Source organism: Janibacter zhangyanbonis, assembly GCF_050507325.1.
Taxonomy (GTDB): Bacteria; Actinomycetota; Actinomycetes; order Actinomycetales; family Dermatophilaceae; genus Janibacter.
Genome location: NZ_CP191481.1, coordinates 1406078 through 1430633, shown reverse-complemented (window position 1 = coordinate 1430633; position 24556 = coordinate 1406078). Strand labels below are relative to the sequence as shown.

The 24556-nt window shown below is 71.8% G+C and carries 22 protein-coding genes; 14 read left to right on the top strand and 8 right to left on the bottom strand.

From position 1 onward, the window contains the following. The first annotated feature begins 122 nt into the window (after positions 1-122). Complete coding sequence (gene glnA, locus ACQBJO_RS06970; RefSeq protein WP_421008599.1) at positions 123-1547, top strand: type I glutamate--ammonia ligase; 1425 nt, start codon at positions 123-125, stop codon at positions 1545-1547. 180 nt (positions 1548-1727) lie between these two features. On the opposite strand, the gene ACQBJO_RS06965 is transcribed toward glnA, so the two are convergent. Beyond that, positions 1728-2174, bottom strand: coding sequence for a hypothetical protein (locus ACQBJO_RS06965; RefSeq protein WP_421008600.1), 447 nt, complete (start codon positions 2172-2174; stop codon positions 1728-1730). Between the two features lie 129 nt (positions 2175-2303). Between ACQBJO_RS06965 and ACQBJO_RS06960 the strand changes: the two genes are divergently transcribed. The 7 genes from ACQBJO_RS06960 (at position 2304) to ACQBJO_RS06930 (ending at position 11771) form a co-directional block, all read left to right on the top strand. Beyond that, a complete protein-coding gene (locus tag ACQBJO_RS06960; RefSeq protein ID WP_421008601.1) occupies positions 2304-3401 on the top strand; it encodes an MGDG synthase family glycosyltransferase in 1098 nt (365 codons plus the stop codon). Next, on the top strand, positions 3398-4102 hold the full coding sequence (locus ACQBJO_RS06955) for a polysaccharide deacetylase family protein (protein ID WP_421008602.1): 705 nt from the start codon (positions 3398-3400) through the stop codon (positions 4100-4102). The genes ACQBJO_RS06960 and ACQBJO_RS06955 overlap by 4 nt, the downstream gene beginning before the upstream one ends. Positions 4103-4161: 59 nt before the next feature. Then, positions 4162-5715: a hypothetical protein gene (locus tag ACQBJO_RS06950; RefSeq protein WP_421008603.1), complete on the top strand. Its 1554-nt coding sequence runs from the start codon at positions 4162-4164 to the stop codon at positions 5713-5715. Positions 5716-5818: 103 nt separating this feature from the next. After that, complete coding sequence (locus tag ACQBJO_RS06945) at positions 5819-6997, top strand: MFS transporter (RefSeq protein WP_421008604.1); 1179 nt, start codon at positions 5819-5821, stop codon at positions 6995-6997. A gap of 38 nt (positions 6998-7035) precedes the next feature. Continuing rightward, a complete protein-coding gene (locus ACQBJO_RS06940) occupies positions 7036-8454 on the top strand; it encodes a glycoside hydrolase family 3 N-terminal domain-containing protein (protein ID WP_421008605.1) in 1419 nt (472 codons plus the stop codon). A gap of 130 nt (positions 8455-8584) precedes the next feature. Continuing rightward, on the top strand, positions 8585-10411 hold the full coding sequence (locus ACQBJO_RS06935) for an SPFH domain-containing protein (protein ID WP_421008606.1): 1827 nt from the start codon (positions 8585-8587) through the stop codon (positions 10409-10411). After that, complete coding sequence (locus ACQBJO_RS06930) at positions 10404-11771, top strand: SPFH domain-containing protein (RefSeq protein WP_421008607.1); 1368 nt, start codon at positions 10404-10406, stop codon at positions 11769-11771. Before ACQBJO_RS06935 ends, ACQBJO_RS06930 begins: the two co-directional genes overlap by 8 nt. A 313-nt stretch (positions 11772-12084) precedes the next feature. Here ACQBJO_RS06930 and ACQBJO_RS06925 read toward each other — a convergent pair whose 3' ends face one another. Next, the gene (locus ACQBJO_RS06925) at positions 12085-12642 is read right to left on the bottom strand and encodes a PadR family transcriptional regulator (protein WP_421008608.1); all 558 of its coding nucleotides are present in this window, start codon (positions 12640-12642) and stop codon (positions 12085-12087) included. A gap of 95 nt (positions 12643-12737) precedes the next feature. Here ACQBJO_RS06925 and ACQBJO_RS06920 point away from each other — a divergent pair, with 95 nt between their 5' ends. Next, the gene (locus ACQBJO_RS06920) at positions 12738-13118 is read left to right on the top strand and encodes a nuclear transport factor 2 family protein (RefSeq protein ID WP_421008609.1); all 381 of its coding nucleotides are present in this window, start codon (positions 12738-12740) and stop codon (positions 13116-13118) included. Here ACQBJO_RS06920 and ACQBJO_RS06915 read toward each other — a convergent pair. The 3 genes from ACQBJO_RS06915 to ACQBJO_RS06905 form a co-directional block, all read right to left on the bottom strand. Next, positions 13093-13863, bottom strand: coding sequence for an SGNH/GDSL hydrolase family protein (locus ACQBJO_RS06915; RefSeq protein WP_421008610.1), 771 nt, complete (start codon positions 13861-13863; stop codon positions 13093-13095). The two genes, ACQBJO_RS06920 and ACQBJO_RS06915, sit on opposite strands and share 26 nt — an antisense overlap. A gap of 4 nt (positions 13864-13867) precedes the next feature. Continuing rightward, a complete protein-coding gene (locus ACQBJO_RS06910; protein WP_421008611.1) occupies positions 13868-15886 on the bottom strand; it encodes an FAD-dependent oxidoreductase in 2019 nt (672 codons plus the stop codon). Positions 15887-15965: 79 nt separating this feature from the next. After that, entirely contained in the window at positions 15966-16436 is a 471-nt protein-coding gene (locus tag ACQBJO_RS06905) for a hypothetical protein (RefSeq protein WP_421008612.1), read from the bottom strand. A gap of 123 nt (positions 16437-16559) precedes the next feature. On the opposite strand from ACQBJO_RS06905, the gene ACQBJO_RS06900 reads away from it, so the two are divergent. Next, positions 16560-17759 (top strand): Fic family protein, encoded by a 1200-nt coding sequence (locus ACQBJO_RS06900; RefSeq protein ID WP_421008613.1) that lies wholly within the window; start codon positions 16560-16562, stop codon positions 17757-17759. A gap of 30 nt (positions 17760-17789) precedes the next feature. On the opposite strand, the gene ACQBJO_RS06895 is transcribed toward ACQBJO_RS06900, so the two are convergent. Continuing rightward, positions 17790-18674: a LysR family transcriptional regulator gene (locus ACQBJO_RS06895; protein WP_421008614.1), complete on the bottom strand. Its 885-nt coding sequence runs from the start codon at positions 18672-18674 to the stop codon at positions 17790-17792. Positions 18675-18745: 71 nt separating this feature from the next. Between ACQBJO_RS06895 and ACQBJO_RS06890 the strand changes: the two genes are divergently transcribed. After that, positions 18746-19771 (top strand): YeiH family protein, encoded by a 1026-nt coding sequence (locus ACQBJO_RS06890; RefSeq protein ID WP_421008615.1) that lies wholly within the window; start codon positions 18746-18748, stop codon positions 19769-19771. Positions 19772-19930: 159 nt separating this feature from the next. Then, positions 19931-20521: a LysR family transcriptional regulator substrate-binding protein gene (locus ACQBJO_RS06885; RefSeq protein WP_421008616.1), complete on the top strand. Its 591-nt coding sequence runs from the start codon at positions 19931-19933 to the stop codon at positions 20519-20521. Positions 20522-20587: 66 nt separating this feature from the next. Here ACQBJO_RS06885 and ACQBJO_RS06880 read toward each other — a convergent pair whose 3' ends face one another. After that, entirely contained in the window at positions 20588-20896 is a 309-nt protein-coding gene (locus ACQBJO_RS06880) for a putative quinol monooxygenase (protein ID WP_421008617.1), read from the bottom strand. 142 nt (positions 20897-21038) lie between these two features. Next, positions 21039-22190 carry a zinc-dependent alcohol dehydrogenase gene (locus tag ACQBJO_RS06875; protein ID WP_421008618.1) on the bottom strand — a complete coding sequence of 384 codons (1152 nt, stop codon included), beginning with the start codon at positions 22188-22190 and terminating at the stop codon, positions 21039-21041. A gap of 55 nt (positions 22191-22245) precedes the next feature. On the opposite strand from ACQBJO_RS06875, the gene ACQBJO_RS06870 reads away from it, so the two are divergent. Both ACQBJO_RS06870 and ACQBJO_RS06865 read left to right on the top strand, forming a co-directional pair. Continuing rightward, positions 22246-22881, top strand: a complete 636-nt coding sequence (locus tag ACQBJO_RS06870; protein WP_421008619.1) for a TetR/AcrR family transcriptional regulator — start codon at positions 22246-22248, stop codon at positions 22879-22881. Between the two features lie 111 nt (positions 22882-22992). Continuing rightward, the gene (locus ACQBJO_RS06865; RefSeq protein WP_421008620.1) at positions 22993-24486 is read left to right on the top strand and encodes a hypothetical protein; all 1494 of its coding nucleotides are present in this window, start codon (positions 22993-22995) and stop codon (positions 24484-24486) included. Positions 24487-24556: the final 70 nt, after the last annotated feature.

Sequence of the window (24556 nt, the reverse complement as noted above, 5' to 3'; positions counted from 1 at the left end):
GTCTCATGTAACACCGGTGAAACATTCGGGTCATGGTCGAGAAACCGGCCGTGCCTACAGTCATCACCAACAGTTGAAGCGGCGGGTCAGAGCGGCCTGCCGCCCCACCCCAGGAGGATGGTTTGTTCAGCTCCCCTGACGAGGTCCTTGAGTTCATCAAGGCCGAGGACGTCAAGTTCGTCGACATCCGTTTCTGCGACCTGCCGGGCATCATGCAGCACTTCAACGTGCCGGCCGAGTCGATCGACGAGGACTTCTTCACCGAGGGCCAGATGTTCGACGGATCCTCGATCCGCGGCTTCCAGGCCATCCACGAGTCCGACATGAAGCTCGTCCCGGACATCAAGACCGCCTACCTGGACCCCTTCCGCGAGGAGAAGACGCTCATCGTCAACTTCTCGATCGTCGATCCCTTCACCGGTGAGCAGTACAGCCGCGACCCGCGCAACGTCGCGGCGAAGGCCGAGGCCTACCTGAAGTCGACCGGCATCGCCGACACCGCCTTCTTCGGCGCCGAGGCCGAGTTCTACGTCTTCGACGACGTGCGCTTCGACACCCAGCCGCAGGGCTCCTACTACTACCTCGACTCGATCGAGGCGAAGTGGAACTCCGGCCGCAAGGAGGAGGGCGGCAACAAGGGCTACAAGACCGCCATGAAGGGCGGCTACTTCCCCGTGCCGCCGGTCGACCACATGGCCGACCTGCGCGACAAGATCTGCCTGAACATGAAGGCCGTCGGCCTCGAGGTCGAGCGCAGCCACCACGAGGTCGGCTCCGCGGGCCAGCAGGAGATCAACTACAAGTTCAACACCCTGCTCCAGTCCGGCGACGACATCATGAAGTTCAAGTACGTCGTCAAGTCCACCGCGTGGAACGACGGCCGCACCGCGACCTTCATGCCGAAGCCGATCTTCGGTGACAACGGCTCGGGCATGCACACCCACCAGTCCCTGTGGAAGGACGGCGAGCCGCTCTTCTACGACGAGCAGGGCTACGGCGGCCTGTCCGACATCGCCCGCTGGTACATCGGTGGTCTGCTCAAGCACGCCCCCGCGCTGCTCGCCTTCACCAACCCGACGGCCAACAGCTACCACCGCCTGGTCCCGGGCTTCGAGGCCCCGATCAACCTCGTGTACTCGGCCCGCAACCGCTCTGCCTGCATCCGCATCCCGATCGCGGGCAACTCCCCCAAGGCCAAGCGCGTCGAGTTCCGCATCCCGGACCCGTCGAGCAACCCCTACCTGTGCTTCGCCGCCCAGCTGATGGCCGGCCTCGACGGCATCAAGAACCGCATCGAGCCCCCGGAGCCGGTCGACAAGGACCTGTACGAGCTGCCCCCGGAGGAGCACGAGGCCATCGAGCAGGTCCCCACCTCGCTCCCCGAGGTGCTCAAGGCCCTCGAGGCCGACCACGAGTTCCTGCTCGAGGGCGATGTCTTCACCCAGGACCTCATCGACACCTGGATCCAGTGGAAGTACGAGAACGAGGTGCTCCCGCTGCAGGTGCGCCCGCACCCGCACGAGTTCGAGATGTACTTCGACATCTGAGCCGACTGGGCACGCGAACGGCCCCAGATCCCCGACATCCCGGGGGTCTGGGGCCTTCGTCATGCTGGCCCGGTGTCCAACCGGTAGCCCGGGGAGCCGGCAGGCCTCCTGGAGCGCTACCGGCTCCCCGGGCTACCGGTTCAACACACAACCTTCAGGGTGGAGCCGTGCGGCAGCGGGCTAGGAGTCCTGCACCGCGAAGCGGTCGAAGGCGGTCCGCCACCCCCGCGCCAGGAGGCTGCGCAGCGGCGGCCGCTGGAGGAGGGCGATGAAGAGCCGGTGGCTGCGCCGGGTCATCCCCGTGTAGGTCCACTCGGCGGTCACGGTGCTGCCACCTGCCGGGGCCGGCGCGATGCGGACCGCGCCGTCGCCTCCCCCGCCCCAGCTCGTCTCCTCGAGGGTCCACCGGACGGTGGTCGGGTCGGACCAGTCGTAGCGCGGCACGACCCAGAAGGGCGATCCGGGTGAGCTCTCGCGCACCATCGCCCACGTGTCACCCTGCGCACGCACCTCATAGGTGGCGGGGTCGAGCGTGCGGCTCCACGTCTGCAGGCGGCGCGGCGACATGTCGGTCAGGGCGCGCAGCACCTGATCGGGCGTGGCCCGGGTCGTGACCGTGAAGTGCACTCTTCAGTGCACACCCGCCGGGCCGGACCGGTCAAGAACCAGTGCGGGCCGTGCTGCTGCCCTGCCCGGCGACGCGACGGAGACGACGTGTTCAGGCTGGTTGCAGGTGGTGTCCAGCACTGTGAGCACATGAGCCCCATCAGCCAACCCCGACCGGTCCTCCCCCTCACCGCCGACGCCGCACCGCGAGTCGTCGTCGTCACCGGCACCTACGGCGCGGGGCACAACTGCGCGGCCCGCGAGATCTCCCGCGTGCTGACCGAGCGCGGCTGCCGGGTCAACGTGCTCGACGTGGTCGACCTGCTGCCGTGGCGACTCGGGCCGGCGCTGCGAGCGGCCTACTACGCCCAGCTGCGCACGGTGCCGGGGTCGTGGGGCACGACGCTCGACCTGCTCGGCCCGGGAACGATCGCCCAGCGCGCCGCCACCGGCCTGCTCGGCCTGCTCTCCGGACGTCTCCTGCAGGCGGTCGGCGAGCCCGACCTCGTCGTGACGACCCACCCCTTCGGTGCGCAGATGCTCGGCCACGCGCGGGCCGGCGGGCGGCTCGCCGCCCCCGTCGTCACCTATCTCACCGACACCTCCGTGCACTCGCTGTGGGTGCACCCCGGCGCGGACCTGCACCTGGCCGTCCACGAGGTCGCGGCCGAGGAGGCACGCGCTCTCGGTGGTCGCACGGCGGTCGTGCACCCGCTCGTCGACATCGCGGGCCCCAAGGGTCCGGTCGCGACGCCTCCGCCCGGGATCCCGAGCTCACCGTGGGCGCTGGTGACCGGTGGCTCGCTCGGCATGGGCGACCTCGTCGCCACCGCCCGCGACATCCGCGACGACGGACGACTCGTGCCGGTCGTCCTCTGCGGCACCGACGAGCGACTCCGCCGTCGCCTCGACGGGGTGCCCGGGGTCGTCGCCCTCGGCTGGCGCGACGACGTCCCGGACCTCATGGCGACGGCGACCTGCGTGGTGCAGAACGCGGGCGGCTTCACCTCCCTCCAGGCGATGGCCTCGGGCACCCCGGTCATCACCTATCGACCGCTCGCCGGCCACGGCGTCACGAACTGCGCCAACCTCGACCGGGTCGGCCTCGTGCCGTGGGCCCGCACCCGGGGCGAGCTGTCGGCCCACCTGGCCGCCAGCGCCACGGCCCCGAGGGCGAGTCGCCTGCCCGTCGACGCCCCGGAGGTCGGCGACGTCCTCGTCGGATCACGTGCGACGGTGGCGGCGTGAAACCGGCCGCGGTCGCCCTCGCGGCGCTCGCCGCCGGGCAGGCCCTCCCTTCGGCAACAGCCATCGCGCCGCTGCGGGCGGCGGTGGCCCCGGGACTCGCCGGCCGCGCCGAGGGGCGGCACATCGCCCTCACCTTCGACGACGGCCCGGACCCGCGCAGCACTCCCGCCTTCCTCGACCTGCTGGCGCAGGAGGGACGACGGGCCACCTTCTTCCTCCTGGGGTCGCAGGCGGCGGACCACCCCGACCTCGTGCGCCGGATCGTCGCCGACGGCCACGAGGTGGCCCTGCACGGGTGGATCCACCGATGCGTCCTGGCGATCCCGCCGGGCACGCTCACCCGGCAGCTGCGCGCCGGCCGGAGCCTCCTGGAGGACCTGACCGGTCAGCGGGTCGAGCACTACCGCCCGCCCTACGGGGTGCTCGGGACCGAGGCCCTGATCGCCTGCCGCCGACTGGGGCTCACCCCGGTGCTGTGGACGGCGTGGGGCCGCGAGTGGGAGTGGGGTGCCACGGCCGACACCGTCGTCACGACGGCGACGCGTCGACTGCGCCCCGGCGGCACCCTCCTGCTCCACGACACCGATCTGCACGCTCCGCACGGTGACTGGCGCCGCACTCACGAGGCGACCCGTCGACTGCTGCGCGGCGATCTCGCGACGGCAGAGGTCGGGCCCCTGCGGGAGCACCGCGCCGCATGACGAAGGGGGGCGACGTGGCAGTCAGGTTGTCTGCAGCCGTCCCGGCGCACGATGACATCGTGACCGTCTCGAGCCGAGAAACCGTGACGGCGCGGGCCGCCGGGTCCCCTCTCCCCCCTGTCCACAGGGACCCGGCGGCCACCACCGTCACCCGCCGCGAGCGCCTGCTCGCCCTGACGGTCGTCGGTGTCGCCGTCGCCCTGTGGGTGACTCTGCTGGGTGCGCCGCTCACCTCCGACGAAGCCGGCTACCTCCTCGTGGGCAGCCACTGGTCACCGGGCAGCTCGCTCTACGGCGACTACTGGGTCGACCGGCCACCTCTCCTCGTCGCGATCTTCGCCCTCGCCTCGCGGTTCCCCGTCGGGCTCACCACCGCCGGTGTCATCGACCCGGGCGTCAAGCTCCTCGGCGCGTGCGCCACCGGGCTCACCCTGATACTCACCTGGCAGCTCGGCAGGCTCGTCGGCACCCGCCTCACCCGCTGGGCCGCCTTCGTCGCCGCCGCCGCGCTGCTCACCAGTCCGCTGCTCGGCATGCCGGAGGTCGACGGCGAGCTCCTGGCGCTGCCCTGCGTCATGCTCACGGTCCTGCTCCTCGTCCACGGCGCCCGCGGACCCGCGGGCGCCCGCGCCCTGCTGCTCATGGCGGGTGCCGGGGCGGCCGCGGTCGCCGCTGCCCTCGTGAAGCAAAACGTCGTCGACGGCTTCGTGCTCGCCGGGGTCATGCTCGCCTTCGCCGGCCGCCGGGCCCGCCCGCGGGTCGCATCCGGGACGCGCCTGGCGACGGCCTTCGCGGCGGGTGCGCTCGCCACGCTGACCGCCGCTCTCGTCGCCGCAGCGTCACGCGGGACGGGGCCCGCCGGGCTCTGGGAGGCCGTCGTCGTCTTCCGCGGCCGGGCGGCGGCGGTCATCGGGCAGTCGGCGAGCCCGGCGACGAGCGAACGCTTCGTCCACCTCATGACCATGTCCGTGCTCAGCGGGCTCCTCCCGCTGCTGGTCGTGGCCCTCGCGCTCGTCGCCCGGGCTCACGGACGCGCCGGTGCCGCACGATGGCTCGTCGTCCCGGCCGTCGCGATGGCGGCCTGGGAGGCCGTCGCGGTGCTCGCCGGCGGCAGCTACTGGCTGCACTACCTGACCGGGATGGTGCCGGGAGCCGTGCTGCTCGTCCTGCTGTGTCGCCCGGGCCCGACGGCCCGGCGGGTGCTGGCCGCGGCGGTCGGTGTGGTCGTCGCGGCGACGATCACCGCGCACGGGGCACGTGCCCTCACCACGACCCCGCCCTCCGACGACGCGCTCGTCATGGGTTGGCTGCACGACCACGCACGTCCGGGCGACGGCGTCGTCGTCGCCTACGGCCACCCCGACATCGTCGCCGGCAGCGGCGCGACCAGCCCCTACCCACAGCTGTGGAGCCTGCCCGTCAGGGTCCGTGACCCCCGGCTGAGCGGGCTGAGCGGCGTGCTCGCCGGACCGAGCGCACCCCGCTGGGTCGTGACCTCCGGCTCCGGCCTCGACGGCTGGGGGCTGCGCGCGGCCGCGGCCCAGCAGACGCTCGCCGGGCACTACGCCGAGCGGGTCACCCTCGGCGGCTGGCACGTGTGGGAGCGCCGGTAGCCCCTGCGAGACGGCCGCGGACGGCCTCCGAGTCCTGAGGAGCGAGGCCGCCCGCGGCCGAGCGTCTCGAAGGGCAGGGGCCGGGGGTGAGAGACTGCTGCCAGTGAGCAGTGTGTGGACCGCGCGGGGGATGCCCGCGCTGCTGGCGGCGACCTTCCTCGGCTTCAGCGGATTTTCCGTCCTCATGCCCGTCGTGCCCCTGTGGGTCGTGCGCGGTGGTGCGGACGAAGGGGGCGCCGGTCTCGTCAACGGCGTGCTGCTGCTCGTCACCGTCCTGACCCAGTTCACCGTCCCGGCGCTGCTGCGGCGCTTCGGCTGGGGGCCGACCCTTGCCGCCGGGCTGGTGCTGCTCGGCGCCCCGTCCCTGGGACTGATCGCCAGCGACGAGCTGTGGGCGGTCCTGGCCCTGTCCGCCGTGCGCGGCGTCGGCTTCGGCATCCTCACCGTCACCGGCAGCGCGGCCGTCGCCGAGCTGTCGACCCCCAAGACCCGCGGCAAGGCCGTGGGCGCCTACGGGCTGGCCGTCGCCGGGCCGCAGGTCGTCCTCCTGCCGCTCGGGTCGTGGGTGGCCGAGACGATCGGCTTCGCCTGGGTCTTCGTCGTCGGCGCCGTGCCCCTGCTCGGCGCGCCCGCCGCGCTCGCGCTCGGTCGGGTCCTCTCCCGCCTGCCGCACCCGTCGGCCGGGGACGAGGACGCCGGCGGCCCGAGCACGTCGCGGGTGGCGCTCACCCTGCTGCGGCCGATGGTCCTGCTCATGGGCGCGACGATCGCCGGCGGCGCCGTGCTGACCTTCGGGCCGCAGATGGTGCGCGACCCCGCGGTCGTCATCCCCGCCCTCGCCCTCATGGAGCTCATGGCCGCGATCTTCCGCTGGTGGATCGGCGGCGTCGCGGACCGGCACGGTGCACAGCGGTTCGTCGCCCCCTTCGTCGTCCTCACGGTGCTCGGGGTCGGTGCGATCGCCTGGGCCGTCGACGAGCAGTCCGTGCCGCTGCTGCTCGTGGGTGCGCTCGTGCTCGGCAGTGCCTACGGCGCGCTGCAGAACCTCACGCTCGTGCTCTCCTTCGCCGCCGTCTCCCGCCGGCACGTCGGGCTCGCGAGCTCGATCTGGAATGTCGGCTACGACCTCGGCACCGCCATCGGCTCCATGCTCGTCGGCGCCATCGCGACGGCCTCCGACTTCCCCACGGCGCTGCTCGCCACGGCGATCTTTGCGCTCGTCACCCTGCCCCTGGCGGTGGCTTCGAGACGGTCGCGGGGCGACCTCCTCAGCCAGCGGTAAGGGAGGCGGAGGGCGCCGATCAGTGCCACTCTGGAGGGGTGCAGCGCACGCTCGCCCTGACCAGCGCCGCCGCGGTCCTCGCGGTCACCGCGGCGTCGGCCTCCGCCGCACCGACGACGGGAGCGGCGCCCCCTTCGGCCGTGACCGCGAGCCGGGCCGACCAGGTGCACGCGGCGATGACCCGGGACCAACGCATCGGACAGCTCTTCATGGTGGCCACCCCCGCCGACTCGGTGTCCGCGGGGCTGCGCTCGGTCGTCAGCGAGCAGCACGTCGGCAACGTCATCCTCATGGGGCGCAGCACGAGCGGGGCCGACCACATCCGCTCGGTGACGACCTCGCTGCAGCGGCTCACCGAGCCCGCCGACGCCACGGCCACGGTGCCGGCCTTCCTCTCCGCGGACCAGGAGGGCGGCAACGTGCAGGTGCTGCAGGGCTCCGGATTCTCACGGATGCCCACGGCCCTCTCGCAGGGCACCCAGGCCACCTCGACCCTGCGGGCCAATGCCGTGCGCTGGGGCACGCAGCTGTCGCGGGCGGGGGTCAACACCAACCTCGGGCCGGTCCTCGACACCGTCCCGCCGGCGTACAAGGCGACCAACGAGCCGCTCGGTCGCTGGGACCGCGAGTACGGCGCCTACTCCTCCACCGTGACGACGAAGGGGGGTGCTGTGCGGGCCGGCATGTCGCGCGCCGGGGTCGCGACGACGGTCAAGCACTTCCCCGGTCTGGGCCGGGTCACGGGCAACACCGACACCACGAGCGGTGTGACCGACACCGTCACGACGAGCACGTCGGCGCTGCTCACGCCCTTCGCCGACGCAGTGACGGCGGGGACCCCCTTCGTCATGATGTCGTCGGCCTCCTACTCGCGGATCGACTCCTCGCGGCCAGCGGTCTTCTCCCCCACCGTGATCCGCACGATCCTGCGGGAGCGGATGGGGTTCGACGGGGTCGTGATGACCGATGACGTCGGCAACGCGAAGCAGCTCGCGGCGTGGACTCCCGCGCAGCGGGCGACGAAGTTCATCGACGCCGGCGGCGACATGGTCCTCACCGCACGCACGGACACCCTGCCGGCGATGGTCTCGGCGGTGCGCACCCGGGCCGCGAGCGACGCGAGCTTCCGGGCGAAGGTCGACGCCGCCTCCCTGCGGGTGCTGCGCGCCAAGGAGGCCGCCGGGATGCTCGGGACGCGGATGACGCCGACCGGCACCTTCAGTCCCTATCTCGTCGGGCGGATCCAGCGCTGGCTGGGCAAGCCCGAGACCCGCGTCTGGGACTCCGCGACCATCACGTCCCTCCAGTGGCGCATCGGCGCGACCACCTCGGGCCGCTGGGACCCTGCGTCGATCCGGACGCTGCAGGACTACCTCGGCATCAGTCGTGACGGGGCGACGCGGTGGACGCCGCGGACGACGGCTCAGCTGCAGCGGTATCTGAACACGCAGCTGTAGTCCCTTCGAGACGCTTGCAGAGCAAGCTCCTCAGGGACCGGGACGTCGGGGCGGGGAGTGCTCCCCCTCCCGTGGGCGGCCCTCTGCGTGAAAGGATCGCGCCAGACCAGCACCACGAAGGGGAATCGCCTTGAGCACAGGGGCACAGCAGTTCATGAACGCTGCCCGCCAGGTCGCGGGAGCGGCCGGCATGGGTGGCGCCGTCGACCAGGCGTTGGAGCAGGTGCAGCAGGGCACCGGCTTCGACCTCAATGCGCGGGACTTCCCCGCCGCCCGGGGCGAAGGGGGGTCCGCCGGCACCCGGATCAACGCCGAGCACGTCTCGCTCGACGACGCGGCCGAGGCGCTCAGCCGCAGCCGCTACGAGATGAGCCAGACCGGCCCGGTGCACGTCATCACGCCGATGGTCATGCCCAAGGGCGGCCGCCTGCGCGCGATGATCCCGGTCATCGCGCTCGTCCTCATCGGCATCGCCGGCGGGGTCGTGCTCCTCCCCTTCGACCTGAGCTTCGCGGTCTTCGGCCCGCACTACTGGCTGCTCGTGCTCGTCGCGGCGGCCTTCCTCTGGTGGCGCCAGGGCATGGTCATGGTGCCCGAGGGCTGCACCGCCCTGATCTCGCGCTTCGGCAAGGTCGAGGCCGAGGTCGGCCCCGGCCGGGTGACGCTGTGGAACCCGTGGAAGCGCGTGTCATACATCGTCAACACCACCCGCGAGTACCCCTTCAACGCGCCGATCCGCTCGGCACCGACGAAGTCGGGCGTGCAGGCGTCGGTCGACCTCTTCCTGCAGTTCCGCATCGTCAGCGCCCGTGAGTTCGTCTTCGTCCTCGGTGCCGTCCAGGGATTCCAGGACAAGCTCAACAACGCGATCTCGGAGACGACCCGCTCGCTGATCTACGAGCAGGAGGCCTCGGGCATCTACGACCTCGTCGGCGAGAGCACCGCGCGACTGCTCGAGCAGCTCAACGCGCAGTTCGCCCCCGCGGTCGAGCTGACGACGGCCAACATCACGCACGCGGAGCCGTCGGCGCAGGAGTACCGGATGGACCTCGCGGCGCCGGAGATGATCCGGGTCGCCAAGGAGGCCTACACCTACGACTACGAGCTGGGGCTGAAGAAGGAGCAGAACGAGGGTGACCTCAACAAGGACCTCGCCTCGCTCAACGAGAACCTCTCCGCCATCCAGGCCGACATCGCCCGCTACCAGGCGCAGATGGACACCGCCCTCGAGCGGGAGACCAACCGGGCCAACGCCGTCGCGCGCCAGCGCTTCGTCGAGTCGGAGTCTGAGGCCAATGCCAATGCCGCGCTGCTCGAGGCCCAGGCCCTCGACATCCGCGCACTGAGCGCGGCCCTCGCGCCGGAGATCCTCGACTACCGCTACCAGCAGGACATGCTCGACAAGATGGAGGGCGTCTCCGGGTCGCTGCCGCAGATCGTGCGCGTCGGCGAGGAGTCGGAGGGCGTCGACTACCTGCAGATCGCCCGCCAGCTCGTCGGCGGTCAGGGCGCCCAGCTCTTCACCGCCGAGGACATGGAGGCCATCCGCGCCCGCCAGGCCGACATCGCCGCCCGCGTCTCCGAGCGCGAGGCCGACATCGAGCAGCTGCTGCAGGTGCCCGAGGAGAGCGACGTCGAGATCCTGCCGGTCACCGAGTCCGACCTCGACGCCGAGGGCGCGCAGCGCCTCGACGAGATCCGGCAGTCGGTGACCGACGAGAGCGTCACCGAGGCCATCGGTGCCGTGCAGGAGGAGGCGACCCCGCCCCCTTCGCTCCCGGAGGACACCAACCCACGGTCCGACCTGCAGGACGAAGGGGAGGACCCGCCGCCCCCGCCGCCGGGACTGGCACCGCCCGCCCCGGGTGCCCCGCCGGTGCCGCCGGCACCCCGCGTGGCTCCGGCCCCGCGCGTCCAGGTGACCGACATGTCGACGGAGGGTGAGCGCAGTGAGTGACCAGATGATGGAGCAGGCGGTCCGTGCGGTGCGCGGCCAGGGCATGAGCTCGATCAAGGAGGTCGTCTCCGGGTGGGGCGACGTCGCGCGCTACCTGCGCGGTGGTGACTCCGGCTCACTCGTGCCGGTCGTCATCCCCAAGGACAAGCGCGGGATGCGCTGGACCTCCCTCGTGTGGTTCGGCGTGTGGGCACTGCTCAGCGGTGTCCTCCTCGCCGCGACCGACCACGGCGCCCTCGGCGGGCTGTCGATCTTCGTCGCGATCCTCGCCTTCATGCTGTCGGCCCTGTGGTGGTGGCGCAGCTCGATCATCGAGATCGAGGAAGGCACGGTCGGGGTGCTGACGAAGTTCGGCGCGATCACCGGCCCCGGCCTCACCCCCGGCCGCCACTACCTGTGGCACCCGTGGGCGCGGGTCGCCTACGTCGTCGACGTGACGACCGAGATCCCTTACACGGCACCGGTGCTCAGCTCGCCGACGCACGAGAACGTGCCGCTGAAGTCGATCGAGTTCTTCCTGCGCTTCCGCATCGTCGACGCGATCCGCTTCGTCCAGACGATCGGCGCGGGCAACTTCGACCTCGTGCTGAGCAACTCCGTGCAGGACGCGATCCGGCAGCGCAGCCGCCAGGTGCGCACCGAGCAGGCCTACGACCTGCGCGGCAGCGACGTCAAGGACATGCAGGACCTGCTCAACCGCCAGCTGACCCGCTATGGCGTGCAGATCATGGGCTGCAACATCCCCGACGTGCAGCTGCCCGACCAGTACCGCGAGCACCTCGCGACGCGGGAGCGGGTGGCCAAGGAGCTCGTGGCCTACGAGAAGGAGTGGGAGCTGACGCGCAAGCGCCGCATCGACACCCTGCTGCTCGAGATCGAGCGGTCGAAGAAGGTGCGCGACGCCAAGGTCGTCGAGGTCCAGGCCTCGCTCAACAAGGCCCGCAAGGACGTCGCCCAGATGCTCGAGGAGCGCGAGACCGAGGCGCAGAAGGTGCGCTACGAGATCGAGACCCGGGCCCGCACCAACCTCGTTGCGGCACAGGGCGAGGCGAAGGCCCAGGAGCAGCTGGCCACCGCCTACCGCGACAACCGCGCGGTGCTCGGCTACGAGCTGGCCCGTCGTCGCCTCGACGTCGGCGCGACCCTCGCCGAGGACGCCCCGCGCCCGGTCATCGTGCACACCGACGCCGGCGCCGGCGACAGCTCCGCGCTGTCGACGCTGCTCATGGCCCAGCTGCTGCCGCAGCTGCAATCCGGTGGCGGTGCTGCACCGCAGCGGGCTCCGCGGCAGGTGAGCGGGGCCGTCGGCCAGGCCGCGCAGCGGGCCGCCGAGGCCGTGCAGGAGCGCACCCAGGACTGAGGTCCGAGGTTGAGCGAAGGGGGTCGTCCCGGGAGACCGGGGCGGCCCCCTTCGTCGGCTATGCCGTTGCTCCAGAGCACGAGCCAGAACTCTGCAAGACCCTAGGGTTCTGCAGAGTTGGGTGCGCACGACCTCCAGGAGATGCGAAGGGGGCGGGGTCAGCCGTCGGCGCGGGCGTCGAGGACGGCGATGACCCGACGGCCCCCTTCGTCGGCTATGCCGTTGCTCCAGAGCACGAGCCAGAACTCTGCAAGACCCTAGGGTTTTGCAGAGTTGGGTGCGCACGACCTCCACGAGATCCGAAGGGGGCGGGTCAGGCGTCGGAGCGGGCGTCGAGGACGGCGATGACCCGGCGGCCCCAGCGCAGGTTCTCCTCCTCGAAGCTGATCCCCCGCAGCAGCGTGAGGTACTGGCCGACCGGCTCGCCCGAGGCGAGGAAGTCCTCCTCGCTGCGGCCGGCGAGGGTGCGCTCCTGGACGAGGCGGTAGGTCGCGAGCTTCGCCTCGAAGGCCTCCATCCGCTCGACGACGTGCTCACGGATCGCCTCGGGGTCACCGGACTCGAGCGCGGCGACCTGGACGAGCATCTCGTCGCGCACCGCCAGCGGCTTGGGTGAGCGCAGGGTGTGCGCCCGCAGGGCCTTGCGACCGGCAGCGGTGAGGCGGAAGACCCGCTTGTCGGGACGCTTGGACTGGGCGACGTGGCGGGCGGCGACGAGGCCGGCCTCCTCCATCTTGTCCAGCTCGCGGTAGAGCTGCTGCGGGCTCGCGGTCCAGTAGTTGGCGACCGACACGTCGAAGGCCTTGGCCAGGTCGTAGCCCGACGACTCGTCGTGGGCGAGAGCGGTGAGGATCGCGTCCTGGAGGGCCATGGGGCGATCGTAGGCGTCCCTTCGAGACGCTTGCTGCGCAAGCTCCTCAGGGATCGAGGGTTCCGCATACTCACTTTGTTGAGTAGGTTGGCGACATGTTCCGAGACGCAGTGGAAGCCAAGGACCTCGACGCGGTCGACGCGCTGCTCGCGGAGGACGTCGTCTTCCGCAGCCCGGTCGCCCACACCCCCTACCCCGGCAAGGCGATCACGAGCGCGATCCTGCGCGAGGTCGTGGAGGTCTTCGAGGACTTCCGCTACGTGCGCCAGCTGCGTGACGGGTCGGAGGAGGCCTACGTCTTCGAGGCGAAGGTCGATGGGCTCGACATCACCGGATGCGACTTCCTCACGCTCGACGACGAGGGCAAGGTCGTCGAGTTCATGGTGATGACCCGCCCGCTCAAGGCATCGCAGGCGCTCGCCGCCCGGATGGCCGAGCGCTTCGAGGCGATCAAGCAGGCGGCTGCCAGCCGGTGAGGTCCGGCCGTTTGGCCGCGACCCCGTCACCCGACGAGCGTCCGGTGAGCCGCCGCCCGACCCACGGGCCGACGTGCTCGCGCACCCAGACCGCCTCCGTGCGCACCGACCGACGCGGCGGATCCCCCTGCGGCACAGGGGCCCACGCGTCGACCCCGGGCACATCCAGAGCGTCCGCGGCGGCCATCGCCAGACGCTCGTGCCCGAGCGACGACAGGTGCAGCCGGTCGTCGGCCCAGGCCCGCCGGTCCTCGAAGACCGTCCCGGTCGTGACCGCCGGCGGCTCCATGCCGTGCTCGGTCGACAGCCACGCATAGATCTCGTTGAGCACCACCCGCCGCCGCGCGAGCAGCCGCCCGGCCGGCGAGACCGACCGGATGTCGGGGATCGGCACGACGACGAGACGCGCCCCCTTCGCCGTGAAGGGGGCGACGATCTCGGCGAGCGTCGCCCGCAGCGTGGCGGCGTCGAAGCGCGGACGCAGCAGGTCGTTCATGCCCGCGGTGAGCGTGACGACGTCCGGCTCCATCGCCAGCGCCGGCCCAACCTGCGTCGCGAGCACCTCGTGGGCCCGCAGGCCACGCACGGCGAGGTTGGCGTAGTCGACCTCGCCGTGGTGCGCGGCGAGCAGCGCCGCGAGCCGGTCGGTCCAGCCCCGCGGCGTGCCGTCGGGCCACGGCTCGTCGCCGATGCCCTCCGAGAGGCTGTCGCCGATGGCGACGTAGCGCAGCGGCTGTCCCGTCATGCGATCAGACCGCAGCGGCGACGCGGGTGCCCTGGTCGATCGCTCGCTTGGCGTCGAGCTCGGCGGCGACGTCGGCACCACCGATGAGGTGCACGGTGACCCCCTTCGCCTGGAGCTCGTCGTGGAGGGTGCGGTTGGGCTCCTGCCCGGTGCACAGGACGATCGTGTCGACGTCGAGGACCTGCGGTGCCCCGTCCACGGTCACGTGCAGGCCGTCGTCGTCGATCCGCTCGTAGGTGACGCCCGGGACCATGGTCACGCCACGGGCCTTGAGCTCGGTCCGGTGGATCCAGCCCGTCGTCATGCCGAGGCCGGCGCCGACCTTGGAGGTCTTGCGCTGCAGGAGGGTCACCTCGCGCACTGCCGACCGGTGCGAAGGGGAGGTCAGCCCACCCGGCGTGGTCTCGGCCTCGTCGATGCCCCAGGTCTGCTGGAAGGCCGCGATGTCGAGGCTCGCGTCGTCGCCGGGGTCGGTGACGAAGGCCGCGACATCGAAGCCGATACCGCCCGCGCCGAGGATCGCGACGCGCTCCCCCACCGGGGCGCCGCCGCGCAGCACGTCGAGGTAGCCGACGACCTTGTCGTGGTCGACGCCCGGCAGCTCGGGCACGCGCGGGGTGACGCCGGTGGCGATGGCCACCTCGTCGTAGCCCTCGAGATCGTCGGCCTCGACACGGGCGCCGAGCTTGACGTCGACGCCGGTGTCGGTGAGCTTGTGCCGGAAGTAGCGCAGGGTCTCGTCGAACTCCTCCTTGCCGGGGACGCGCCGCGCGACGTCGAGCTGACCGCCGATGTCGTCGGCCGCATCGAAGAGCGTGACGTGGTGGCCGCGCTCGGCGGCGGTCGTCGCGAAGGCCAGGCCGGCCGGCCCGGCACCGACGACGGCAATCCGCTTCGCCAGCCGGGTCGGGCCGATGATCAGCTCGGTCTCGTGGCAGGCGCGGGGGTTGACGAGGCAGGAGGTGATCTTGCCGGCGAAGGTGTGGTCGAGGCAGGCCTGGTTGCAGCCGATGCAGGTGTTGATCGTCTCGGGGGCGCCGGCGGCGGCCTTGTTGACCAGCTCGGGGTCGGCGAGGAAGGGCCGGGCCATCGAGACCATGTCGGCGAAGCCGTCGGCGAGGAGCTGCTCGGCGACCTCGGGGGTGTTGATCCGGTTGGTCGCGACGAGCGGGACGGTGACGGCGCCCATGAGGTGCTTCGTCACGCCGGCCCATGCGGCGCGCGGGACCTGGGTGGCGATCGTGGGGACGCGGGCCTCGTGCCACCCGATGCCGGTGTTGATGATGTCGGCGCCGGCGGCCTCGACCTCTCGGGCCAGCTCGACGACCTCGTCGTGGGTCGAGCCGTCGGGCACGAGGTCGAGCATCGACAGGCGGTAGACGAGGACGAAGTCGTCGCCGACGGCGGCGCGCACACGGCGGATGATCTCGAGCGGGAAGCGCATGCGGTTGGCGTAGGACCCGCCCCAGTCGTCGGTGCGCTGGTTGGTGCGCGTGACGATGAACTGGTTGATGAGGTAGCCCTCGGAGCCCATGATCTCGACGCCGTCGTAGCCGGCCTGCTGGGCCAGGCGCGCGCAACGCGCGTAGTCCTCGATCGTGCGCTGGATGTCGGCCTCGGTCATCTCCCGCGGGACGAATCGGCTGATCGGCGCCTGGATCGGCGACGGCGCGACCATCTGCGGGTGGTAGGCGTAGCGGCCGGTGTGCAGGATCTGCATCGCGATCCTGCCGCCCTCGGCGTGGACCGCGTCGGTGATGAGCCGGTGGTCGGCGACGTCGTCCACGCTCGTCAGCGTCTTGCCGCCGGGCAGCGGGGCGCCCTCGTCGTTGGGCGCGATGCCGCCGGTGACGATGAGGCCGGCTCCCCCCTTCGCCCGCTCGGCGTAGAAGGCGGCCATCCGCTCGAAGCCGTCGGGCTGCTCCTCGAGGCCGACGTGCATCGAGCCCATGAGGACGCGGTTGCGCAGGGTGGTCCGCCCGACGGTGATCGGCGCGAGTAGGTGCGGGTACGAGTGAGGCATGGTCGACGACTCCAATGGTCAATTTGTTGTCTAGGTGGAGTCTGCCACGTCGACCCGTGGTCGCGGAAGGTGTCGCGGCTCAGCCGACGCCCTGGTCGACGAGGCGCCACCGCTCGTCGTCGCCGTTGCGCGCGAAGACGTAGCCCCAGGTCGTGCGACTCGTCGGGGAGAAGGACCCGTCGGACTGGAGCACCCGGAACTGCACCGGCACGTACTGGACCTGCTGCCAGCCCTTCAGCCTCGTGCCGGCCAGCCAGTAGTCCCGCGCCTCGCCGATGCTGTCGTCGGTGACGACGAGGTCCTGCTGGGTCAGCAGGTCGACGTAGGACGGCACGAAGTGATCGGCCCGGTCCTCGGAGGCGATCGCCCGCATCGTGCCCAGGTCGCGGGCGTTGGCGGCGTCGATCCACGCGCGAGCCACCTCCTCGGGCGTCGCCTGCGCCGTCGGCACCGGCACCTGCTCCCGCGGCCCGACGAGCACATAGGCCCCTGCCCCCACCAGCACGACGGACATGACCACGGCCACCACGGCCCACTGCCAACGCGACATCGCGTCCCCCTTCGATCCCCTGTGGGCACAGTACTCCGGCGGGCCCGCGATGATTGGGACCTGACGGCCCGCCACGTCCACCTAACATAGGTGAAGAACATTTACCCTATGTAAAATCGTCCCATGGCTCGTGCAGGCGACACCTCGATCACCTGGGAGACCCTGCCGTGGGATCGCGACCCGCGGCAGGCCCTCTCCCGCAGCCAGCGCGCCCGGATCACGTCGAGGTACGAGGCCGCCATCCCGCGACGCATCGCGACGCTCGCTCCCACGATCACGGCAGACGCTGCTGCAGCTGCCGACGACGCGCGGGCCGAGATCTCACGCTTCGACGCCGAGCTGTCGACCCTGCTGCCGGGCGCCGAGCTGGCCCCGCTCGCCTCGGTCCTGCTGCGCACCGAGTCGGCCTCCTCCTCCCAGATCGAGGACGTCACGGCCGGGGCGCGGGCGCTCGCCATGGCGGAGCTCGACCTGGCCCGCCCCGGCAGCAATGCCCAGCTGGTCGCCGCCAATGTCGAGGCGATGCGGCGCGCCGTCGAGCTCGCCGAGGAGATCTCGCCCGCCTCGATCCTCGCCGTGCACGCGGCCCTCATGCACGGCACGCCGACTGCGGACCCGGGTGCCTTCCGCGACCAGCAGGTCTGGGTCGGCGGCTCGTCGGTCTCACCGCACGGGGCGAGCTTCGTCGCCCCGCACCACGACCGGGTCCCCGCGGCCATCGACGACCTGTGCGCCTTCATCGGGCGCACCGACGTGCCCCTCGTCGTGCAGTGCGCGATCGCGCACGCGCAGTTCGAGACGATCCATCCCTTCGTCGACGGCAACGGACGCGTGGGGCGAGCCCTCGTGCACGCCATGCTCCAGCACTCCGGCGCGACGACCCGCGTCACCGTCCCCGTCTCCGCCGGTCTCCTCGGCGACACCCGCAGCTACGTCGACGCCCTCACGGCCTATCGCGAGGGTGACGCATCCCCGATCGTCACCCGGTTCGCCGACGCCGCCTTCGCCGCGATCGGCAATGGCCGGCAGCTCGCGCACGACCTCGTCGAGATCCACGAGACGTGGACAGCGAGGATCACCGCGCGGCGCACGGCCGCGATCTGGCGGGTGCTCACCCTGCTGCTGCGGCAGCCCGTCATCACCTCCGCGACGATCCAGACCGAGATCGGCCTCTCGCAGCCAGCAGCCGATGCCGTGATCGCCCGGCTGCGCGACCACGACATCGTCAGTCGTGCAAGCGGCAGGCAGCGCTACGTCGCGTGGGTCGCACCTGAGGTGACCAGCGCGCTGGACGCCTTCGGCGAGCGGGCTCGCCGCGGCTGACGCCACCTGACGAAGGGGGCGACGCTGCGGTCATCCCCCCGAGGCCACCGCCAGCAGCGCCGAGGTCGCCGGGCTGAGGCGAGCGCCCTTGCGCCACACCGCTGTCAGCTGTCGCTCCAGGTCGAGGGTGGTCGGCACGACGACGAGCCCCCCGGCGTCCACCTCGGCGTCGACCGCCCGCTGCGAGACCACCGCCGGCCCGAGACCGGCGCGGACCGCGCCGAGCAGCGCAGCGGTCGAGCCTGCCTGCAGCGCCACCGTCGGCCGCTGCCCGAGCGCCCGCTCGAAGGTGCTGCGCGTCCCGCTCCCCTCCTCACGCAGCACCCACTCGGCAGCCCCGAGTGCGGGCGCGGTCAGCGGGGAGCGCCGGCGCGCCCACGCGTGACCGGGTGGCACCACGACGACGAGTCGGTCGGCGCCGACGACGCGGTGCTCGAGGCCAGGGGTCGTCATCGTCGTCTCGACGAAGCCGATGTCGACGAGCCGGCTGCGGACCATGTCGGCCACCCGGTCGCTGTTGACGACGTGCAGCTGCGGGTGGACCTCGAGCCGCTCGCGCAGCTCGCCGAGCCAGCGCGGCAGGATGTGCTCGGCGATCGTCAGGCTCGCGGCGACGCTCACCTCGCCCCGCCTGGCCCCGCGCAGCGAGGCCAGACCCGAGCGCATCGTGTCGGCCTCGCGCAGCACCTGCCGTGCCCAGGCGACGACGGCCTGCCCGTCGGTGGTCAGCCGCGAGCCCCGCGGGGTGCGATCGAGCAGCGTCAGCTGCCAGCGCGCCTCGAAGGCCCGCACCCGCGCGCTCGCTGACGGCTGCCTCAGCCCGCGCGCCCGAGCGGCCGCGCTCAGGCTGCCGGCGTCATCCACCGCGACGACGAGCCGCAGCGTCTCGATGTCGAGGTCGGGCAGGTCAGCCATAGTCCAAGACTATGACCCGTGCCGGGTTCGGGGTCTACCGGAGGCGGGGCAGTGCGGGCACCGTGGTGGTCATGCAGACGATGACCGCCCGGCCCCCTTCGAGACGCTTGCTGCGCAAGCTCCTCAGGGAGCGAGGGCGGGGGGCGACGCTCGTCGCGCCGCTGGGAGCGGCCGGGGCGGCGCTGGCCCTGAGCACGGTGATCCCGCTGCTCGGCCCGCTGCTCATCGCCCTGGTCATCGGCGTGGTCGTGGTCAACAGCCGCCTGGGCAGCGTCCCGGCCATCGCCGGTCACGGCGCCGCCACGAAGTTCCTCCTCCGGCTGGGCGTGGCCGCGCTCGGGCTGCGCCTCCCCTTCGCCGACATCGTCTCGATCGGGCCGAGCGGGCTCGTCGTCATCGCGGCCACGGTGCTCGCGACCTTCACCGGAACGCAGTACGTCGGTCGGCGACTCGGCCTCGAGGACGGACTGGTCATGCTCATCGCCACCGGCTTCTCCATCTGCGGCGCCGCGGCCATCGCCGCCGTAGAGGACACCGTCCGGGCCAGGCAGCAGCACGTGGCCCTGGCCGTCGCCATGGTCACGATCTATGGCTCGGCGATGATCGTGGCGGTGCCCTGGCTCGCGGGCGTCATCGGCCTGAGCGATGGCCAGGCCGCGATCTGGGCCGGCGCGAGCATCCACGAGGTGGCCCAGGTGGCGGCTGCGGGGTCGCTCATCGGCACCTCCGCCGTGGCGCTGGCGATGACCGTCAAGCTCGGCCGGGTCGCGCTGCTCGCGCCGCTGACGGCCGTGCTTGCCCGCACCACCCCCGGGGCGAAGGGAGCGACCGCTCACCTGGTCCCGTGGTTCATCGTCGCCTTCGTCGCGGCCGTCGCGGTCCGCACGAGCGGCCTGCTGCCGCAGGGGGTCCTGTCGGTCGCCGACGTGGTGACGACGCTGCTGCTCGCCGCCGGCATGTACGGCCTCGGCATGGGCATCCGCGCCCGTGACCTGTGGCCGCTGCCGGTGCAGGTGCTCACCCTCGCGACGATCTCGACGCTCATCGCCGGTGGGACCTCGCTGCTGCTCGTCGTGCTCGTGGGCTGGGGTGCGTGACGCTCAGGCCGACGTGCGGCCGTAGAACAACTCGGAGGTCAGGTCGTTGAGCACCATGTCGGGCCGCTCACCGTAGGTGAGGACAGAGTTGATCCGTGGCCTCGTGCCCCTGATCGGGGTGACCCGAGTCCGGCGTTGCGAGTCGGCTGCTACCAGAGCGTGGGCTCCCGGCTCCTGCCCCGCGTGGTCCGCGAGTTTCGCACGGCATGGCCTCAGGTGCGCATAGAGCTGACCGAGGCGGAAAACGACGAGCAGCTCCTGGACCTCGTCGAGAGTGGCGAGCTCGACCTCACCTTCGTCGTCCTGCCGATGATGAGCGGACCCTTCGGCTACCAGGAGCTGCTGGAGGACCCCTACGTCGTCGTGGTCCGAGAGGACAGCCCCCTCGTGGCGGACGGTGGGCCGATCCACCCTCGCGAGCTGACCGGCATGCCGCTGCTCACCTACGGGCACATGCGTGAGGTCCACGCCATCGAAAACCGCTTGGGGCGTCCGGAGCTCTTCGATCAGATCCTGCTGCGCTCCAACGACAACGGCACGATCCTGGGACTGGCCGCCGAAGGCGTGGGTGCCGCCGTGATCTCGTGGCTGTCCGTGGACTCGGCCCGCGAGGGACTGCGCACTCTCCCGCTCCAGCACGTCACACCGCGCACGGTCGCGATCGCCTGGCACCGCGATCGTCGCCGCAACCCCGCAGCAGACTCCTTCCTGCGCGTCGCCCGGCAGGAAGCTCATGCTGCCGCGCCCTGATGACTTCGGCGCGACGATGCGCGGCGAAGGGGAGCCGATGGGTCGAACAGGCCGCGGCGCAGCAGGTCAGCGCGCGAGGCCCACCTGGTCGCCGACCGGCGACGTCACGGTGACCTGCGGCGGACCCGTCACGAAGGTCTTGGTCGCCTCACCCATGGCGGCGAACTCCGCCATCTCACCGTGCCGGCGCAGCGCGTCCTTGGAGTCGTAGGCCTCGATGAAGACGTAGTCGCCCTCGCTCTTGACGACCCGCTGCAGGTCGTACCGCAGACACCCTTCATCCGTGAGGAAGGCTGCGCGTGCGGTCGCGACGGCCGCCTCGAAGTCCTCGGTGCACTCGGGCTTGACGCTGATGGTGGCGATGACGTTGAACATGCCCACACCCTAAGGTGAATCCGGCTTCATGTGCAGCCTCCAACTCGCCGAGGACACGTCGCCGCGCCCATCTCCACCCGGGGCCGTGTCGGCGACCGCGTTCCCAAGAGGTACGAGGTGTACAGATGCGCGATAGATGGCCTCACACCGTCGCCAGGTCGAGCGCCTCCCGCTGCAGGACCAGCTTGGTCGTCCGCTCGAGGTAAGCCTGCGGCGCGTCGTCCCAGTCGGCAACCAGGCTCGTCACACGCTCCGCCTCGAAGCCCGTCTCCGCGACCCAGTCGAGCAGCTCGGGCAGGTGCGGCCGCACGCTCGAGACCCCGACGTTCAGCTGCGAGCTCGTCGCGTACATGTCCATGACGGGCAGCATCGTGCCGGTGCCGAGGTAGTAGCCGGTGCCCGTGCAGATGCCGCCGGGCCGCAGCGAGCGAAGGGCGTCGCGCAGACCCTGCGAGGTCGACGACGCCTCGACCACCACGTCGTAGCCGGTGCCGGGCAGCGCGGGCAGCACGGACTTCCGCGACCGCCTCACTTCGTGCACCGTGGCCCCGAAGCCCTCGGCCACCTCCAGCCGCTGGGTCCGGTCGTCGACGTAGTCGACGACCTCGGCCCCGTGCGCCACGGCCAGACCGGCCGCGTACAGGCCGATGCTCTGCCCGCCGCCACCGAGGACGAGCACCCGACCACCGGGGCGCTGCCGCAGCGGCGGCACGACGGCCCGCCACGCATCGGTCAGGTTGTCGCTGGCCGCGGCGACACGGAGCGGGTCGACCCCCTTCGGCAGGGGCACGAGCATGTGGCTGGCGAAGGGGACGCGCAGGGAGTCCGCGACCATGCCACCCCACGCGCCGGAGGTCGGGCCGAAGCCCCAGCACGCCAGGGTCTTGCCGGGGCTGGTCGGCGTCATCGTCGAGCATTTCGCGGTGATGCCCAGACGACACTCGCGGCAGGTGCCGCACGAGATCGCCCACGGCACGACGACGAGGTCACCGACGCCCAGGCCGGTCACCTCCTCCCCGAGCTCGGTCACCTGGGCGATCGCCTCGTGGCCGATGCCGAAGGGCCCCTCGAAGGGCAGCCCGCCGACGATCGACCCGACCGAGGCGTCGATGAGCCCGGCCCGGAGACCGGCCTGCATGGGGCGCGAGACGTGGCGGTGGATCGGCAGCGTGTCGCCGTCGCAGCGGGAGGCGACGATCGGCCGCACGAGCGCGTCCGTCGGCTCGAGCAGCGTCGGCTCGGGCCGGTCGCGCCACTCGATGACGCCGGTCTTGATGAAGTTCAGCTCACGCATGTCAGCCCCTCGTTCGGATACTATGCAGAGCAGCATAGTAGAGAGGTCGAGAGGCATGGGAGCACGCAGGGAGACCCGGGCGCGGATGGTGACCGGCGCGGCAATGCTGTTGCGGGAGAAGGGAGTCCGCGGCACCACGGTCGGGGCGGTCCTTGAGCGCACCGGCGGCCCGCGCGGGTCGGTCGGCTTCCACTTCCCCGGCGGCCGCACACAACTACTCACCGAGGCGCTGCGCGAGGCCGGCGACGGCGTGACCGCTCATCTGCAGGAGCAGGCGAAGGGAGGAGCCTCCCCCGCCGAGGTCTTCGCCGGCCTGTGCGACCACTACACACGCCAGCTCGAGTCGAGCGATTTCGTCGCCGGCTGCCCGGTGTGGGCGGTGGTGCAGGAGGCGCCGGACGAGCCTGACCTCGGCCCCCTGGCGCGGGCGATCGTCGAGGCCTGGGCGGTTGCCCTCCTCCCTACCCCCGAGGCGGGCGCGCGGCACGCAACGAGCCCGGTCCCCGAGGAGGTCGCGCAGCACGCAACGAGCCCGGTCCCTGAGGAGGTCGCGCAGCGACCGTCTCGAAGGGACCTGGCCACCTACGCCATCGCCTCGCTCGAGGGCGCGATCACCCTCGCCCGGCTGCAGCGCTCGACCCGACCGATCGCGCTGGTCCGTGAGCAGGTCGCGCCGCTGCTCGCCGCCTAGTTGTACTCGGCTCGGGCGCCGGACGGCTTCGAGGCTCCTCGGTCGCACCTCAGCCAACAAGGGGGAGCGCTCCCCCTGTCCGCCGGCCGGCGGGAGGACAAGGATGGAGCCATGGCGACCTTCCCGCTCCCCCTGCCCTCGACCCAGCCCGAGCCGCAGCCTGCCGTCGACCTCGGTGGTGGCATCGTGGCGACGCTGCGCTGCGCGGGTGAGGTGGCTCCCTTCGCCCGGCCGGTCGTCGACCGCTACCGCCGCCACCACGAGGCGGGCAACACGGAGGACGGGCTGCGGACGATGGTGGGCTTCGGCTTCTGGCAGCTGCGGCAGGACCGGGAGACGCAGTTCGCGATCACGGCGCCGGACTACGCGACGGAAGACTTCGTCGACGCCACGACCGACGACCTGACGCTCGCGCTGTGGATCGAGGCCGCCCAGGCGGACGTGCTCAGCCGCGCGGACGTCGATGGTGCGCCGATCGACATGGCGATGGGCGTGACCTTCACCAAGGCGGCACTGACGGTCGTCGAAAGGGGCCGGACCGACGAGCTCGTCCTCGTGCGGCGCCCGTCGACGTCGGAGGACGACTCCGGCTGGCTGGTGCGCACGGCCGAGAAGTCCTTCCTGCGCAACAAGGAGGTCGAGATCCTCGCCGGGCTGCTCGTGCAGACGGCCGCCTACCTCGTGCCGCTACTCGCGCTACCCACGGGGACGGTGGCGCGGGTCGCTGGAGGCCGCTTCGTCGGCGCCTGGGCGACGCGGTCCGCCGATGGCACCGTCACCGATGCGGACCGGCAGCTGCTCGACGCCGACGGTCGCGGCGCGGGTGCTCCCATCGGTGAGCGCGGGCAGGCGGCGGCACCGACCACCGAGACGATCGAAGAGGTCGTCGACGGCGTGACCCTGCGCGCGCGGACCCATCCGCAGCTCGCGCCGCTGGCAGGCAGCGTCCTCATGGCCTTCGCCGCCGGTGCGGCCGGTCCGCTGGAGCCGGGCGCCCGGCTGCAGATGTCGTATGCGCCCTACACGCTCGAGGCCACGGACGAAGGGGGCGTCCTCCTCGTCACGACCCCGGACTTCTCCTCTCCCGAGGCCTATCGGGAGAGGACGACCGATGACCTCACCGGTGCCCTGCTCGGGCAGGTCGAGCAGGTGCAGACGGCTCGCAAGGCGGGTGTCGATGCGGCGCCGGTCAGGGCCACCGAGACCATCGCGATCCAGTCGGCCGCGCTCGATGCGATCGTCTTGGGTGAGCCGAGTGCCTTCATCATGGAGCGCTACGAGCTCGACCCCGACGCGCAGACGCTGACGGACGGCACCCGCCGGTCCGGCTGGTCGATCGTCTTGCCGTCGGCGCAGAGCGACGAGGAGCGCGCGCTGCGCAACATCGACGCGGGCGAGCTGCAGTCGTGCGACCGCACCTTCGGCCCGTACCTGGCGCTGCCGGTCGGCTCGCTGCTGCAGTTCGCCGGCGGTGAGCTGCACTCGGCGCACCTCGTCGACCACGCCAAGCTCGACGAGGTGCTCGAGCGGGGTGAGTACCGCACGATGGGTGAGGTGCTCGGCTCGGGTGAGGCGTCGCGGCCGCTCTTCGTCGACGCTGACTGAGTCGGCCTCGCCCTTCCCCACCGGTCCCTGAGGAGGCGAGGAACGAGCCGTCTCGAAGGGCCAGTGGGGA